Genomic DNA, 12,701 nt, shown 5'->3' with positions numbered 1-12,701 from the left:
CGGGAACCTCCCGTTTGGTGAGTGAACCCACCAAACGGACGGCGCGGGCTAGGGTCGGGGGGTGGGTAAGGCGGAGACCAGGGCGCATCTGGCGCGGACGGAGCGGCTGCAGGCGCAGACGGGGGCGATGGCGACTGCGGCTACTGCGGCGATGGAGGAGAACCTGCCGTGGTTCCGGGGGTTGTCGGCGCAGGACCGGTCGTGGATCGGGCTGGTGGCGCAGTCGGGGATCACCGCGTTCGTCGACTGGTTCCGCGATCCGGAGGAGAACTCCTCGATGCCGACGAGGATCTTCGGGTCCGCGCCGCGGGAGTTCACCCGGGTGATCTCGCTGCACCAGACCGTCGATCTGGTGCGGACGACCATCGAGATGATGGAGAACGCGATCGACGACCTGCTGCCGCCGGACGACGTACCGGCTGTGCAGCGGGCGATGCAGCGGTATGCCCGGGAGGTCGCGTTCGCGGCCGCGACGGTCTACGCGCAGGCCGCCGAGATGCGCGGTGCGTGGGATGCCCGGCTCGAGGCGCTCGTGGTCGACTCCGTGATCCGCGGCGAGGCCGACGACTCGGTCCGCTCCCGCGCCTCCGCCCTGGGCTGGACCGGAGCAGCCGGTACGACGGGATCGGCCGAGGTGGCCGTGGTCGTCGGGCGCGCGCCGGTGGCGGAGGGCAACGCGAACGTGGCGGACGCCGTCCGGCATGCGGCGCGTGAGGCGGGTGCTGACGCTCTGTGTGCGATCCAGGGCGACCGACTGGTGGTGGTACTCGGCGGTACCGGCAAACCTGTGGAGATCGTACAAAGGCTGGCCCACTGGTTCGGTCCCGGTCCGATCGTGGTCGGACCGGTGGTGAAAGACCTGATGGCGGCCGTGACGTCGGCCCGGGCGGCGGTCGCCGGGCTCCGCGCCGTACCGGCCTGGCCCGGGGCGCCGCGGCCGGTGCAGGCCGACGAACTGCTGCCGGAGCGATCACTCTCCGGAGACGGTCATGCCCGCCGTCAGCTCGCCACTGAGGTCTATGGCCCGCTCACTCTGGGCGAAGGCGTGCTGCTCGACACCGTTTCGGCGTACCTGGACTCCGGTGGTTCGATCGAGGCGACGGCCCGGACGATGTTCATCCACGCCAATACCGTCCGGTACCGGCTGAAGCGTGTGGCCGAACTCACGGGGTACCAGCCGCTGAATCCCCGCGACGCTTTCACCTTGCGTGTCGCACTCGCCCTCGGCCGCCTGCTCAATCCGGAGCCGGGAACCACCGTTTTGTAGGATCTCCACAAACAGGGCCGGTCAGAATTCGTGCTGCTTTCCGGTCCGCGAACGGCTCGGAACAGGGAGAGTGGTCACGTGCTCGTCATCGTCGCGCCCGGTCAGGGTGCCCAGACCCCAGGTTTCCTCGAGCCGTGGCTCGCCGATCCCGCGTTCGAGAGCCGGCTGAACTGGCTCTCCGCGGTCGCCGGTCTCGACCTCGCCCACTACGGCACCCAGGCGGATGCCGACACGATCCGCGACACCGCGATCGCGCAGCCGCTGCTGGTCGCGGCCGGCCTGGCCGCCGCGCCCGCACTGTTCGACGGTGACGTGACCCCGGGCGCGCTCGCCGGCCACAGCGTCGGTGAGCTCGCCGCCGCGGCCCTGTCCGGTGCGTTGACCGTCGAGCAGGCGATGGTGCTGGTCCGCGAGCGCGGCAAGGCGATGGCCGATGCGGCCGCGCTGACCCCGACCTCGATGACCGCGGTGCTCGGTGGCGACCGCGACGAGGTGCTCGCCAAGCTCGCGGAGTACGGGCTGACCCCCGCCAACGACAACGGCCCCGGCCAGATCGTCGCGGCCGGCACGGCCGAGGAGCTGGCCGCGTTCGCCGAGGACCCGCCCGCCAAGGCCCGCTTGATCCCGCTGTCGGTGGCCGGCGCGTTCCACACCAAGCACATGGAGCCCGCCGTACAGACCCTGGCGAAGTATGCGGCCGCCATCACCACCGGTGAGCCGACGACCAAGCTGCTCTCGAACCGCGACGGCCAGGTCGTGGCCGACGGCAACGACGCGCTGGAGCGGATCGTCGCCCAGGTGAATTCCCCCGTCCGCTGGGACCTGTGCATGCAGACCTTCACCGACCTCGGTGTGACCGGCATCCTCGAACTGCCGCCGGCCGGCACCCTGGTCGGGATCGCCAAGCGCAACCTGAAGGGCGTCGAGACCTTCGCCCTGAAGACCCCGGACCAGCTCGACGACGCCCGCGCCTTCGTCCAGAAGCACTCGGCATGACGGCCATCGCGGCACCGCAGGGTGCCCGGTACGCCGGAGTCCTCGGGATCGGGTCGTACCGGCCGCGGCGCGTCGTACCGAACTCGGAGATCGTCGAGCAGATCGACTCCAGTGACGAGTGGATCCAGACCCGGTCCGGGATCAAGGAGCGCCGCTGGGCCTCCGACGACGAGACCGTGCTGATGATGTCGGTCGCGGCGGCCAAGGACGCGCTGAAGGAGTCGGGGATCGATCCGGCCCAGATCGGCTGCGTCGTGGTCTCCACCGTCACGCACCTCTACCAGACCCCCGCGATCGCGACCCGGATCGCCGTCGAGGTGGGCGCCCCGACCGCGGCCGCGTTCGACGTCTCCGCGGCCTGCGCCGGGTTCTGCTACGGCCTCGCGCTGGCCAGTGACATGGTCCGCGGCGGCAGCGCGAAGTACGTGCTGGCGATCGGGGTCGAGCGACTCAGCGACCTGACCGACCGCAACGACCGCGGTACGGCGTTCATCTTCGCCGACGGCGCTGGTGCCGCCGTCGTGGGCCCGACCGACGAGCCGGGGATCGGCCCGGTCGTGTGGGGTTCCGACGGCACGCAGCACGCGGTGATCAGCCAGAAGGAGTCCTGGCAGGAGGCGGCCGGCAGCCAGAACTGGCCGCACCTCACGATGGAGGGCAACCCGGTCTTCCGCTGGGCGTCGTACGAGATGGCCAAGACCGCGCAGCAGGCGCTCGACGTGGCCGGCGTACCGGCCGACGAGCTCGACCTGTTCGTGCCGCACCAGGCGAACATGCGGATCACCGACGCGATGCGCCGCGCCCTGAAACTGCCCGAGCACGTGAAGGTTGCCCGCGACATCGAACGGCAGGGCAACACGTCCGCCGCCTCGATCCCGCTCGCGATCACCGCGATGCGCGAATCCGGCGAGGCCAAGAGCGGCGATCTCGCGCTCGTCATCGGCTTCGGCGCCGGCCTCGTCTTCGCCGCTCAGGTGATCAGGCTTCCGTAAGCCATAGTTGTCCGGGGCGGCTCAGGTGGCCGCACCGGCTGAATCAACCATTCGAAGGGAACTACTGCAATGGCCAGCACCGAAGAGATCCGCTCCGACCTCGCCGAGATCGTGAACGAGATCGCCGGTATCCCGGTCGAGGACGTCCAGCTGGACAAGTCCTTCACCGACGACCTCGACGTCGACTCGCTCTCCATGGTGGAGGTCGTCGTGGCCGCCGAGGAGAAGTTCGACGTGAAGATCCCCGACGACGAGGTCAAGAACCTGAAGACCGTCGGCGACGCCGTCGCGTTCATCGAGCGCGCCCAGAACGGCTGATCCGAGCCGTCACCGTGCTGGCCGGTGCTCATCGGGCTCAGAACCGATGAGCACCACCGGCCGGCCCTCCCGTTCCCCGATCTCGTGAAGGATGAGGTACAGATGTCGAAGACCCGAGTCGTGATCACCGGGCTCGGAGCCACCACCCCGCTCGGCGGCGATGTGGCCAGCTCCTGGGAAGGCCTGCTGGCCGGTCGCTCCGGCGCCCGCCTGCTGACCGACGAGTGGGTGCAGAACCTGCCCGTGCAGATCGCAGCCCCGGTGGCGGTCGAGCCGACCGAGATCATCGAGCGCGTGAAGGCCCGCCGCCTCGACCGCAACGCACAGCTCGCCGTGGTCGCGGCCCGCGAAGCCTGGGCCGACGCCGGCCTCGAGGACGCCGGGCTCGACAAGGAACGGCTCGGAGTCGCTGTCGCCACCGGCATCGGTGGCCTGCACACCACCCTGAACAACTACGACGCGCTGCTGAAGAACCCGCGCCGCGTCTCGCCGCTGGCGATCCCGATGCTGATGCCGAACTCGTCGGCCGCGTACGTCGGTCTCGAGTTCGGAGCCAAGTCCGGTGTGCACACCCCGGTCTCGGCCTGCGCCTCCGGCAACGAGGCGATCGCGCTCGGCCTGGACCAGATCCGGCTCGGCCGCGCTGACGTCGTACTGGCCGGTGGTACCGAGGGCACGATCATGCCGCTGCCGCTGGCCGCCTTCAGCCAGATGATGGCGCTCAGCAAGCGCAACGACGAGCCCGAGCGCGCCTCCCGGCCGTGGGACACCGACCGCGACGGATTCCTGCTCGGTGAGGGCGCCGGCATCCTGGTGCTGGAGTCCTACGAGCACGCCGTCGCCCGCGGCGCGAAGATCTACGCCGAGCTCGCCGGCGCCGGCATCTCCGCCGACGGCCACGACATCGCGCAGCCCGACCCGACCGGTTCCGGGGCGCGGCGCGCGATGGAGCGGGCGCTGATCGAGGGTGACCTGACCCCGGCCGACGTCATGCACATCAACGCCCACGCCACCTCCACCCCGCAGGGCGACATCGCCGAGTCCCTGGCCATCCGCCTCGCCCTCGGCAAGGAGGCCGACCACGCGGTCGCCACCGCGCCGAAGTCGATGATCGGGCACCTGCTCGGCGCCGCCGGCGCGGTCGAGTCGATCGCGACCGTGCTCGCCCTGCACCACCGCATCGTCCCGCCGACGATCAACCTCGACAAGCTCGACGACCAGATCGACCTCGACATCGCCACCGAGCCCCGCAAACTCGCCGACGGCGACCTCGCGGCCCTCAACAACTCCTTCGGCTTCGGCGGTCACAACGCCGCCATCGCCTTCAAAACAGTCTGACCCAGCACCACCCCACGCCCGCTCCCCCCATCCCGGGAGGAGCGGGCGTTGCCATTTCCCTCGGCCCAGGTCGGGAGGAGGGGCGAGACACGGCGACCATCCCTTATCTCTTGCCGGCTCAGTTGGTGGTCAGTTCGGCTAGTTGGAGGCGGTAAGTGTTGTGGTCGTTGGGGTTGGGGCGGAGGTGGGTGCCGGTGAGGCGGAGGCGGGTGGTTGTGGTGGGGGTGAAGGTGTAGGTCTGGGGAGTGGTGGGGCGTGGGAGTGCGGTTTTGGTGAGGAGGGGTTGCCAGGCGCTGCCGGTCCAGGACTCGAGGGTGAGGTCGGTCGGGTAGCCGTAGCCGGTGTTGGGGGCGTCGGTGCGCGGGGTCAGGGTGATGGTGCTGAGGGTGCGAGCGGTGGGGTAGGACAGCTCGACGGACTCCGCGTGGTCGACCGTGAGTTGGTTGTTGGAGGACCAGCCGGTGGGAGCGCCGTCGAGCAGGTTGAGGAGGTCCCAGCCGGAGCCGGGGGCTTCGTAGGAGCTGGAGGCCGTCAGCTGCGGGCCTGACTGGTTGCGGACCTCCAGTTCGGCGAGTTGCATCCGGTAAACGTTGTTCTCGGTGGGGTTGGGGCGAAGCGAGCGACCGACGACACGGACGCGGTCGGTCCACTGGGTCGGGAAGGTCACCTGCTGTACTGCGGTGCCCGGGTCGGGCTGGTCGTTGCGCTCGGCAACGGAGATCCAGCGGGAGCCGTCCCAGACTTCCACGCCGTAGGCCTTCGGGAAGCCCTGGCCTTCGTGACCGGGGTCGGTGCGCGGGAACAGGTTGATCGTGTCGAAGTAGCGCCGGCTCGGGAACCGGACCTCGAGCGACTCGGAGTGGTCAGTGGCCAGCGTGTTGTTGCTCGTCCAGCCGAGGGTGACCGGGGTCGAGCCATGGGTACCGTCCTGCGCCGCGTACGACGACCATTGGTAGTTCTCCAACGTGCTGGACGGAACCAACGAAGCCTTCGACACCAGGTTCCCCGCCACCGACGGGCCGACTCCGGGACCGGCGTCGACCCCGCGCGGCGTCGTACCGATGGGGTTGCCGTAGAGGTCGACAGGTGGCTGATCAGGGACCGGTACGCCGCTGCCGAGCACCGGGGAACCGGTGTGGACGCGGTAGCCGTCAAGGGTGCCGGGGGCAACGAACAGCGGTGGCGTGGTGAGCGCGTCGGGGTCGAACGGCGGCCGGTCGTGGTTGCCTGCGTAGACGTTGCCGCGGAAGACGCCCCCTTGGGTCGGCGGGTGTTTCAGAGCCGCTCCGAGCTTGACGAAGATGTTGTTGGTCATCGTGAACGGGCCTTCGATGAATCCGTCCGGGTTCTTCAAGTCGGAGACCAGCTGCGTGCGTTCCGTCGCCGAGCCGACGAAGTCGACGTTGTTCTCGAAGCGCAGCGGCTTCGGTGCGATGAACGCGTCGAGGCCGAAGCAGACGAAGCAGTAGCCGTCGTTCTCGCTGACGTTGTACCGGACCACGACGTTGTTGCCGTCCGGCATGCTCGTCCCGGTCACCGCGCCCTTGGTGACGAGCAGGAAGCCGGCCCGGTTGTCGTGGCTGTAGTTGTACTGCAGCGTCACGTCGTCCGATCCCCAGTCGACGTCGTACGCCTGCCCGTCGCGCCCCTCGGCGCCGCGGACCCCGCCACCCGAGACCTCGTTGTACTCGACCCGCGCCCCATCGGACTCGGCCATCCAGATCGCCACCGAGGCGCCGTTGCAGTACCGCCCGTCACCTCCGCACACCGACCGACGCTGCGAGTGTCCGCTCACCTTGTTGTGATGGATCAGCGGTGACTGCGTCACGAAGGTGAGGATGGCGTCCATCCCGATGTCGCTCAGCACGTTGTGGTCGATCTCGACCCCGTTGGACTTCGGGAAGTTCGGATAGTTGCCCAGGTCACCGGTCTGTTCCGTCGGCCCGACGAAGATGCCGATCCGCTCGACGGTACGCACCGTGTTCCCAGTGACCCGTACGTCGTTCCACGCGGACGACGGCACGTCGGCGACGACCGCGATCCCGGCGTTCAGGCCGTAGTACCGGCCGAGTTCGCTCTTCACGTTGTGGACGTCGACATCGGAGATGTGGATGCCGGTCAGCCGTCCACCCGTGTTGTTGCGGACCCGGATCCCCCGCCGCTCGGCCTGCGCCGGCGAGTCGTTGGTGACCTCGAGCCTCGTGATGTCCCAGTACTGCTGGTTCTCCAGATAGACCGTGTCGCCCACCTGGCCCGCGCCGTCGATCCCCGGTCGCCCGGACCCGCCGTACGACGCGATCGTGATCGGCGCGGTGGCCGAACCCGAGCCCTTGGGCCACAACTGCCCGGTCCAGCGCGCGCCCGCCTTGAAGAGGATGCGGTCGCCCGGTCCGAACGTCGTCCCGTTCACCTTGGCCAGACTCCGCCACGCAGTGTCCGTGCTGGTGCCGGCCGCGGCGTCGTTGCCCGCCGGGTCCACGTAGTAGGTGGTCGCCGCAGCCGCGTTGGCCGACGTGGGCACGAGCAGGGCGGATACGACAAGCAGAGCCAGTACTCCGAGGCGTCTCATGCCCCGCACCCTGACAAAGTGCCCGAAACCCCGCCACCATTTCGAGCCTGCACGAAGCCTGCGACACAGCAGTGATGTGGTTGACATGGCGAGGTTACTGGTGTTGGAGGGGGTCGTGGTGCAAGATGGACCCAGTTGCTCTGCTGGGATGGCCAGAGTTGTGCTCGAGATCGCTGGGGAAGGCGCCCCTCGAACACAGGAGGTCCCGGTGGCGACGACTCGTGGCGTTTTGTACGTCCACACGGTGCCGTCAGCGTTGTGTCCGCATGTCGAGTGGGCCGCTGGCGGCGTACTTGGTGTGCCTGTGAAACTCGACTGGACGCCGCAGCCCGCGGCTCAAGGCACGTATCGGGCCGAACTGTCCTGGCAGGCCGAGGCCGGCACGGCGGCGAAGCTCGCATCGGCTCTGCGCGGTTGGCAGAAGCTGCGCTTCGAGGTGACCGAGGAGCCGACGAACGGCGTCGAGGGCGAGCGTTACTCGTTCACGCCGACGCTCGGAATCTTCCACGCGACCACCGGGGTGCACGGCGACATCATGGTGCCCGAGGAGCGGCTGAAGGCAGCGATGCTGAAGGCCGCGACCGGCGAAGCGGACCTGACCGAGGAGGTCGAGCGTTTGCTCGGCCGGCCGTGGGACGACGAGCTCGAACCCTTCCGGTACGCCGGAGACGGCGCTCCGGTGCGTTGGCTGCACCAGGTCGTCTAAACGGTTCCTGAGAACTTGAGAAGAAAGCTTTGAAAGGCACAGACAAACCCCGAACTTTTCGGGCAGAGTGAGCATCAGACATTCCACAAGGGTGGAGGGGCCGTGGCCGCTGGGCCACCGGGTGTCGGGACACCCCCGGTGGTTACAAACAGCGGCCGCACCACGTGAAGGGCGCGGATCCTCGGGACAGGATCCGCGCCCTTCGTGCGTGTGGGGACCCTTAGCTGGTGGCCCGATGAACCAGGCGGGTGGGCAGGATCAGCGGGGTCGGCGCCTCCCCCGCGATCAGCGCGAGCAGCATCCGCGCCATCTCCCGGCCGAGCGACTGGATCGGCTGGCTGACCGTGCTCAACGGCGGATCGGTGTGCCGCGCCAGGATGACGTCGTTGAAGCCGACCAGCGCGACATCGCCCGGAATCGACTTGCCCACGTCCTTCAGCGCCCGCATCGCGCCGATCGCCATCTGGTCCGAAGCGATGAAGACCGCGTCCAGATCCGGGTGCTCGGCCAGCAACTGCTCCATCGCGCGCCCACCGCTCTCCTCGCTGAAGTCGCCGTACGCGACACGGCTCGCCGCCAGCCCGGCCATCGCGAGCGCCTCCTGGTAACCCTTGTAGCGCGCCGTCCCCGCACCCTCGTCCATCCGGCCGGTGATCGTGGCGATCCGGGTCCGGCCGGTCGCGACGAGATGCTCAGTGGCCAGCCGCGCACCACCACGGTTGTCCGCATCGACGTAGTACCTGGGCTCGAAGCTCACCGGCGAACCACCGAAGACGACTGGCAGGTCGGACTCCTCGGCGAGCCGTGCGATCGGATCGTCACCGTGCATCGACATCAGCATCACGCCGTCGGCCTGCCGGGTGCGCAGCACCTGCTCGAGCCGGGTCTGACCGCGCGTCGACGTCGCCAACTGCAGCACCAACTCCAGCTCGGTCTCCTCGAGCACCGAGTTCACGCCAACCGCGACCTCGGCGAAGAACGGGTCGGCGAAGACCTGCGGGTTGTCGCTGGAGATCGCCAGTACGACGGCGCCCACCTGCTGTGTGGCCAGCGCGCGAGCCGTTGCGTTCGGCACATAACCGAGGTCGCTCACCGCGCGCTGCACGGCCTCTCGCTTCGCCCGGCTGACATGCGGCGCGTTGTTGATCACCCGGGACGCCGCCGACCGGGACACCCCGGCACGCTCGGCGACCTCGTCGAGTGTCACTTGCCGTCTGGCCTGCTGGGTCACGGGCGATCCTTCGTTGATGGAGTGGATAGAGGGTATGGCATCAAGACCGAACAGCGCCGTCCATGATGCCGCTGATCAGCTGCCGTCCGAAGAGGATGAAGACGAGCAGCAACGGCACGGTCGCGATCAGCGTCCCGGTGAACATCAGCGTGTAGTCGGTGTAGTACTGCGTGGCGAGCTGGCTGAGCGAGAACTGGACGGTCGGGTTGTCCGCCTCCATCACCGCCAGCGGCCAGAGGAACTCGTTCCAGGTCCCCATGAACGTGAACAGCCCCAGTACGGCGGCGCCCGGCCGCAGGGCCGGTGACACCACTCGCACGAACAGACCGAACGTCGTACAGCCGTCCAGCCGGGCCGCTTCGATCAACTCGTCCGGGATCGCGCGTTCGGCGTACTGGCGCATCAGGAAGACGCCGAAGGCCGACACCAGGAACGGGACGATGACCGCCTGCAGGTGGTTCTGCCAGCCGAGCTTCACCATCACCATGTAGAGCGGGACGATGCCCATCTGCACCGGCACCATCATCGTGGCGAGCACCGAGATGAGCAGCGCGTTGCGGCCGCGGAACCGTAGCTTGGCGAACGCGAAACCGGCCAGCGAGGAGAAGAACACGACCGAGATCGTGACGCAGACCGATGCGATCGCGGAGTTGAGCAGGCCGCGGGCGAAGTGCGCCTCCTCGGCCTCGGGGCCGAACAGCCGCTGGAGGTTGGCACCGAGATTGCCGCCCGGGACCAGCGGCGGCGGAAACTGACCGACCACATCATTGGACCGGGTCGCCACCACGAACAGCCAGTAGAGCGGGAAGATCGACAGGACCAGACTGACCAGCAGCGTCAGGTAGACGAGCGGATTGCGTTGTTGCCTCACTGGGTGCCTCCCCGCAGCCGGCGGCCGATCAGCAGGTTGACGACGCCGACGAGCACGGTGAGCAGGAAGATCATCCAGGCGACCGCGGAGCCGTACCCGTAATCGAAGTTCTGGAAGCTCTGCTCGAACATGTACATCGCGATCGTCTGGAACTGCCGCAGGCTGCCACCGGACACATCGCCCTGCCCGAACAGCAGCGGCTCGGTGAACAACTGCATCCCGCCGATGATCGACATCACCACGGTGAAGATCAGGGCGGGCCGGATCAGCGGCACGGTGATGTTGCGGAACTGCCGGACCGCGCCGGCGCCGTCGATCTGCGCGGCCTCGTAGAGATCCCGCGGGATCGCCTGCATCGCGGCCAGGTAGATCAAGGCGTTGTACCCCGTCCACCGCCAGTTGACCATGCTCGAGACCGCGATCCAGGAGGTCAGCTTGCTCGCCTGCCAGTCGACCGGGCTGACGCCGACCAGTCCGAGCAGGCCGTTCACCAGCCCGGTGTCGCGGCCGTAGAGCTGACCGAAGACGATCGCCACCGCGGCGACCGACGTGACGATCGGTGCGAGAACACCGAGCCGAAACAAGAGCAGTGCTCGCAGCGGCCGGTTGAGCAGTGCCGCGACGATCAACGCGAGCAGCAACTGCGGGACGGTCGCGAGGACGAGCAGGCCGAGCGTGTTGACGAGCGCGTTCCAGAAGTCCGGGTCACCGAGCAGCCGGCTGTAGTTGTCCAGCCCGACGAACCCGGCGTCACCGGTCAGGTCCCAGGACCGCAGCGACACCCACGCGGTGTAGATCAGCGGGAAGAGACCGAACGCGGTGAACAGCAGGAAGAACGGCGCGATGAACACGTACGGCGAACCGTGCAGATCGAACCGGCTCCACCGGCCGGGGCGATAGCCGTCCGGCGCCGGGGTGATCCCGCGCGCCGGACGGACAGGGGTTTCGGTGGTCACTTGCCGACGGCTCGCTGAGAGTCGGCCAGTGCCTTGGCCCAGGCTTCGTCCGGCTTGAGCTTGCCCTGCTCGACCGCGGTCAGCGCATCACCGATCGCGTCACCGACCTGCTGGTTGTCCGGGCCGAGGTAGACCGGCTTCAGCTCCTTGGCGGACTTGCCGAAGATCTGGCCGACCGGCGCGTTGTTGAAGTACTCGTTCTTCGCGCCGGAGACCGCCGGGTCGTCGATGGCCTTCGGTGCCGACGGGAAGTTGTTCTTGGCCTTGAAGGCCGCGGTCTGGCCTTCCGGGCTGGTCAGGAACTTGGCCAGCTCGGCGGCCTCCTTCGGGTGCTTGCTCTGCGCCGGTACGGCGAGGAACGAGCCACCGCGGACCGCGCCCTGCCCGGGCACCCGGGCGACGTCCCACTTGCCGGCGTTCTCGGGACCGGCCTGATCCTTGATGATGCCGAGCATCCACGCCGGGCACGGGATCGTGGCGAACGTCCCCTTCTTGAAGCCCGCGTTCCAGGCCGGGCTCCACATCTGCAGCTTGCCGGACAGGCCTGCGTCGACCATCTGGATCGTCTGGTCCCAGGACTTACGGACGCCCGGGTTGCTGTCGACGATCAACTTGTTGCTGCGATCGAAGTACGTCGTGTCGCCCTGCTGCATGAGCATGTTCTGGTAGATCGCGCCGGAGCTGTCGAAGTAGCCGGCACCGGTGTTCGCGGCGACGAACTTCTTGCCGGTGGCAAGGTACTCGTCCCAGGTCGGCCACAGCGCACCGACCTTCTCGCGGTCGGTCGGCAGCCCGGCCTTGGCGAACAGGTCGGTGCGGTAACACATGCCCTGGGCACCGACATCGGTGCCGAGACCGACGAGCTTCGACCCGTCCGTGGTCAGCGCCTGGTTCCACTTCCACTCCAGGAAGTTGGGCTTCAGGCTCGCGGCGCCGTAGTCGAGCAGGTTCGCGAACTGGTCGGGCTTGGCCATCAGCTTGACCAGGATGCCCTCCTCGAGCGCGACCACGTCGCCGGCGCCGCTGCCCGCGGTCAGCCACTGCTGCAGCTTCGGCGTGTAGTCGGCGAGCTTGGCGATGTTGTCGGCCTTGATCTTGATCCCCGGATGCGACGCCTCGTACTGCGTGTAGAGGTCCTCGTAGCCGAACTGGCTGAACGTCTTCACGGTCAGCGTGATCGTGCCGTCGGCCGCCTCGTCGCTGCCCGAGCCCCCACACCCGGCCACCGCCACCAGGCCTATGGCCATTGCTGCCCACCACTTTGCCGACATCCGATCCTCCACGAAACTGGTCGAAACTGGGAGCGCTTCCAGGCAGACGGTAAGCGATTGCCAGAGATTTGTGAACCCCTCATTTCGCCTGTGCCTCAGTCTTGACACGAGGATTCCACCTGGAGAGCATGGCGCCACCCTGGCTGCAGATTTTGTCCGGTTCCTGCAACCGCTCCCAGCTTCTTC

At 68.2% G+C, this 12,701-nt stretch carries 11 protein-coding genes; 6 read left to right on the top strand and 5 right to left on the bottom strand.

All coding sequences use genetic code 11. From position 1 onward, the window contains the following. Positions 1-127: 127 nt before the first annotated feature. The 5 genes from ACIA49_RS13425 to fabF all read left to right on the top strand — a co-directional run bounded on the left by ACIA49_RS13425 (position 128) and on the right by fabF (position 4,911). Entirely contained in the window at positions 128-1,267 is a 1,140-nt protein-coding gene (locus tag ACIA49_RS13425) for a PucR family transcriptional regulator (protein ID WP_396377839.1), read from the top strand. A 78-nt stretch (positions 1,268-1,345) separates the two neighbouring features. Next, positions 1,346-2,263 carry an ACP S-malonyltransferase gene (locus ACIA49_RS13420; protein WP_396377415.1) on the top strand — a complete coding sequence of 306 codons (918 nt, stop codon included), beginning with the start codon at positions 1,346-1,348 and terminating at the stop codon, positions 2,261-2,263. Beyond that, a complete protein-coding gene (locus ACIA49_RS13415) occupies positions 2,260-3,255 on the top strand; it encodes a beta-ketoacyl-ACP synthase III (RefSeq protein WP_396377414.1) in 996 nt (331 codons plus the stop codon). The genes ACIA49_RS13420 and ACIA49_RS13415 overlap by 4 nt, the downstream gene beginning before the upstream one ends. A gap of 69 nt (positions 3,256-3,324) precedes the next feature. Then, positions 3,325-3,573: an acyl carrier protein gene (locus ACIA49_RS13410; RefSeq protein WP_171670712.1), complete on the top strand. Its 249-nt coding sequence runs from the start codon at positions 3,325-3,327 to the stop codon at positions 3,571-3,573. A gap of 102 nt (positions 3,574-3,675) precedes the next feature. Then, positions 3,676-4,911 (top strand): beta-ketoacyl-ACP synthase II, encoded by a 1,236-nt coding sequence (fabF, locus tag ACIA49_RS13405; RefSeq protein WP_396377413.1) that lies wholly within the window; start codon positions 3,676-3,678, stop codon positions 4,909-4,911. Positions 4,912-5,029: 118 nt separating this feature from the next. Here the strand turns inward: fabF and ACIA49_RS13400 are convergent, their stop codons facing one another. Continuing rightward, entirely contained in the window at positions 5,030-7,480 is a 2,451-nt protein-coding gene (locus tag ACIA49_RS13400) for a right-handed parallel beta-helix repeat-containing protein (RefSeq protein ID WP_396377412.1), read from the bottom strand. 208 nt (positions 7,481-7,688) lie between these two features. On the opposite strand from ACIA49_RS13400, the gene ACIA49_RS13395 reads away from it, so the two are divergent. Next, complete coding sequence (locus ACIA49_RS13395) at positions 7,689-8,186, top strand: DUF3145 domain-containing protein (protein ID WP_132174216.1); 498 nt, start codon at positions 7,689-7,691, stop codon at positions 8,184-8,186. A gap of 220 nt (positions 8,187-8,406) precedes the next feature. Here ACIA49_RS13395 and ACIA49_RS13390 read toward each other — a convergent pair whose 3' ends face one another. The 4 genes from ACIA49_RS13390 to ACIA49_RS13375 are packed head-to-tail and all read right to left on the bottom strand — an operon-like array spanning position 8,407 to position 12,515. After that, complete coding sequence (locus ACIA49_RS13390; RefSeq protein ID WP_396377411.1) at positions 8,407-9,417, bottom strand: LacI family DNA-binding transcriptional regulator; 1,011 nt, start codon at positions 9,415-9,417, stop codon at positions 8,407-8,409. A 40-nt stretch (positions 9,418-9,457) separates the two neighbouring features. After that, positions 9,458-10,288, bottom strand: a complete 831-nt coding sequence (locus ACIA49_RS13385) for a carbohydrate ABC transporter permease (RefSeq protein ID WP_396377410.1) — start codon at positions 10,286-10,288, stop codon at positions 9,458-9,460. Then, on the bottom strand, positions 10,285-11,244 hold the full coding sequence (locus tag ACIA49_RS13380; protein WP_396377409.1) for a carbohydrate ABC transporter permease: 960 nt from the start codon (positions 11,242-11,244) through the stop codon (positions 10,285-10,287). Before ACIA49_RS13380 ends, ACIA49_RS13385 begins: the two co-directional genes overlap by 4 nt. Then, positions 11,241-12,515, bottom strand: a complete 1,275-nt coding sequence (locus ACIA49_RS13375) for an extracellular solute-binding protein (RefSeq protein ID WP_396377408.1) — start codon at positions 12,513-12,515, stop codon at positions 11,241-11,243. The genes ACIA49_RS13380 and ACIA49_RS13375 overlap by 4 nt, the downstream gene beginning before the upstream one ends. Positions 12,516-12,701: the final 186 nt, after the last annotated feature.

This window comes from Kribbella sp. NPDC051587 (assembly GCF_044453945.1).
GTDB lineage: Bacteria > Actinomycetota > Actinomycetes > Propionibacteriales > Kribbellaceae > Kribbella.
Note: the sequence above shows the minus strand (reverse complement) of the source record. Positions and strands in the feature narration are given on the sequence as shown.